The organism is Rhizobacter sp. P3_B12 (assembly GCF_056402895.1).
The window spans coordinates 1-2,777 of sequence record NZ_JBFUGN010000831.1; the positions used below are offsets into that span (position 1 = coordinate 1).

Sequence of the window (2,777 nt, forward strand, 5' to 3'; positions counted from 1 at the left end):
GGCGCGGCGCGGCTGGACACGCTGGCCGTCGGCCGCTTCGGGCGCGTCGCGACGGTGCTGTCGCAACAGGCGCAGCCGGTGCAGATCACGATCGCCGAGAGCGGGGCGCTGGTGGCGGGCGATTGCGTGATGGTGTGGCCCGCCTCCGGCAGCGTGGCGCCTGAGGCCGCGGTGGTGCAGGTGGCGTCGGCCAGCGGCACGCAGGTCGTGCTGGCCGAATCGCTCGGCACGTTGAACCCCGGCGACCGGATCGCGACCGTGCAGTGGCGCGACAGCGTGCGGGTGACCAGCGTCGACGCCGCGCACCCGACGCAGGTCGGCATCGACGGCGACGTCGCTTTCGGCGCGAACGACGTGGTGGGCCTGCTCTCGCACCATGCCGACGCGTCCAACGGCGCCTACGTGCTGGCCATTGCCGGCAAGGTGCTGACGCTGGCGGCCGGCCTCGCGCACGGCGACGGCATCGTCGACCAGGGCTGGATCGWCGGTGGCATCGTCGGGCCGGCGGCGCTGGCCTGGCAGCCGCCGGTGCCCTTGTCCTTTCCCGCGCCGTGGCAGCCGCTGCTGCGCATGGACACGGTCGACGGGCTCGACAGCCGCACGCTCGCCACCGTGTACGGGCTCGACCTGGTGACGGGCGTGTTCCAGTCGCGCGCCGCGATGCCGATCGAGCTCGATGCGTCGGGCCCGCACCTGCTGATGCTGAGCCCCGCGTCGACCCCGGCCTACCGTTTGCGGCCCGAGACGCTGTCGCTGATCACCAGCTTCAACAGCGACTTCCCCGCGGCCTTCGTGACCTTCGCGCAGAAGCAGCAGCTGGTGGTGCGGTGGTTCGGCTGCCAGCAGGAGTTCCCGCCCGCCGGCGGCTGCCCCGGCCAGGTGCCGTGGGATCCGTGCGCGCCGCGCGCCTGAACAGAGAGAGGACCCGAACACCATGGCCATCATCGGCGAGACCCGCTTCACGGAGCGCAGCAGCTTCTTCAACGGCCAGCGCCTGTTCGCGTCGGACCTGCAGGACGTGGACGACTTCAATCGCCAGATGCGCTGGCTGCACAACCAGAGCCTGCACCAGCCGGGCATCGGCGCGGGCTTCGCGACCGCGGGAAGCAAGGGCGACCGCGAGGTCTCGATCCAGCCCGGCTATGCCATCGATTCCGCGGGCCGCGAGATCGTGCTGGCCGATGCGGTGATGCAATCGGTGCCGCCGGTGGCCGGCGACGATTTCGGCGGGCCGGTGTTCTTCGACCTGACGGTGTCGTATCCCAGCGGCGCGCTGCAGGTTGCCGAAACCCGCGACGGCGTCTGCGGCGTGGCCGGCGGCGCGATCCGCCTGCGCGAGACGCCGGTGTTCTGCTGGGTGCGGCTCGGCCCGGCGCCGGATTACCTGCCGACCGACCCGACGCTGCGCGACGCGGTCGTGAGCGGCACGCAACTGCGGCTCGCGCGGGCGCAGGTGCTCAACTGCCGGCTCGACCAGCCGCTCTCGCTGGCCCAGCGGCGCAATGCGCGCCCCGCGGCCCAGCCCTATGTGGCGAGCGGTGTCGCCGAGGAACTGGACTGGGACCTGCCCGATGCAGGCAACGGGGCCTCGGGCTTCGGCCTGCAGCTGGTCGCGTCCATCGACACCACGCCGGCCGGCTTTCGCACCACGCCGTGCTACTCGGCGCAGGTGGTGGGCAGCCGCGAGTTCACCTTCGTCGATGCCAAGGGCAACGAGGTGCCGCGGCTGGTGGACGGCTTCGTGATGCTGCTGGCCGCGAGCAGGACCGGCTTCGACTTCTCGGTCCTGGTGCCCGACGCGCTGCTGACCAGCCTGCCGCCCGTTGCCGGCGACCCCGATCCGCAGAGCGACGAATTCAGGAAGCAACTGCTCGAACAGGTCGCGGCGCAATGGCGCGTCGACTGGATCGGGGTCGAGGGCTGACACCATGGCCGCACCGGACATCCGCCCCTTCCGCTACCTCAACGACGACGGCCTGTGGCCGCGTTTCCACTGGCACGGGCTCGTGCTCGGCCACGATGGGGCGCTGCGCCTGGCCGGGCTGCCGGCCTTGGACGGTCCGCTGCCCGCGCACCTGGAGGCGCTCGCTGCCGTGCAGCCGCCCGGTGGCGTGGCGATCGATGCGGACGGCTCGGTGTACCTCAGCGATCCCGCGAGCGGCCTCGTCTCGTCGATCGAGGGCTGCTTCGGCGCCGTCGATGCCGTGCCGTGCATCGGCGGGCCGGGCGCGGGCGCGACGCCATTCGACGCCCCCGCGGGGCTGGCGATCGCGGCGCATCGCCATGCGCTGTACGTCGCCGACGCCGGCCACCACCGCGTGCTGGTCTTCGACCTCGCGAGCCTGGCGCTGGTGGAGGTGCTGGAGGGCTTGCAGCGACCGGTCTCGCTGGCGCTGGACGAGGCCGACCAGCTCTACGTCGCCGACACCGGCGCCCGCCGGGTCGACCTGTTCACCGTGTCGGGCGACCGCGTGGCGGCCTTCGGCGACATGGTGCAGGCCAGTGGCCATGCGGACGATCCCTGCGCAGTGGCGTGCGACGGCGGGCGGGTGTACGTGCTGGACGGCGCGACGCACGAGATCGCCGTGTTCTCGCCGCAGGGCCTGGTCGAGGTCGTGGCCACCGGCATCGAGCAGGCGATCGCGTTCGCCGTCACTGCCGGCACGCTCTGCGTGGGTGACCCGGGCCGGCGCCGCATCGCGGTGTGGTCGCGCGGGCAGGGCGGGTCGTGGCGCCATGCCGGCGATGCGGCGGGCTACGACGGGCCGGTCGCCGCC

Annotated in this window: 3 protein-coding genes; all 3 read left to right on the forward strand. The window is 72.8% G+C overall.

Going from position 1 to position 2,777, the window contains the following annotated elements; genetic code table 11:
• Positions 1-912 (forward strand): hypothetical protein (locus AC1D01_RS28710; RefSeq protein WP_477872481.1); only part of this gene is annotated, 912 nt, incomplete at its 5' end.
• 22 nt (positions 913-934) lie between these two features.
• On the forward strand, positions 935-1,924 hold the full coding sequence (locus AC1D01_RS28715) for a hypothetical protein (RefSeq protein WP_477872483.1): 990 nt from the start codon (positions 935-937) through the stop codon (positions 1,922-1,924).
• Positions 1,925-1,928: 4 nt separating this feature from the next.
• A partial coding sequence (locus AC1D01_RS28720; protein WP_477872485.1) for an NHL repeat-containing protein occupies positions 1,929-2,777 on the forward strand: 849 nt, incomplete at its 3' end.

Excerpts from the sequence above, each read along its gene's own strand:
- AC1D01_RS28715 (WP_477872483.1), top strand. The coding sequence starts at position 935 with ATGGCCATCATCGGCGAGACCCGCTTCACGGAGCGCAGCAGCTTCTTC.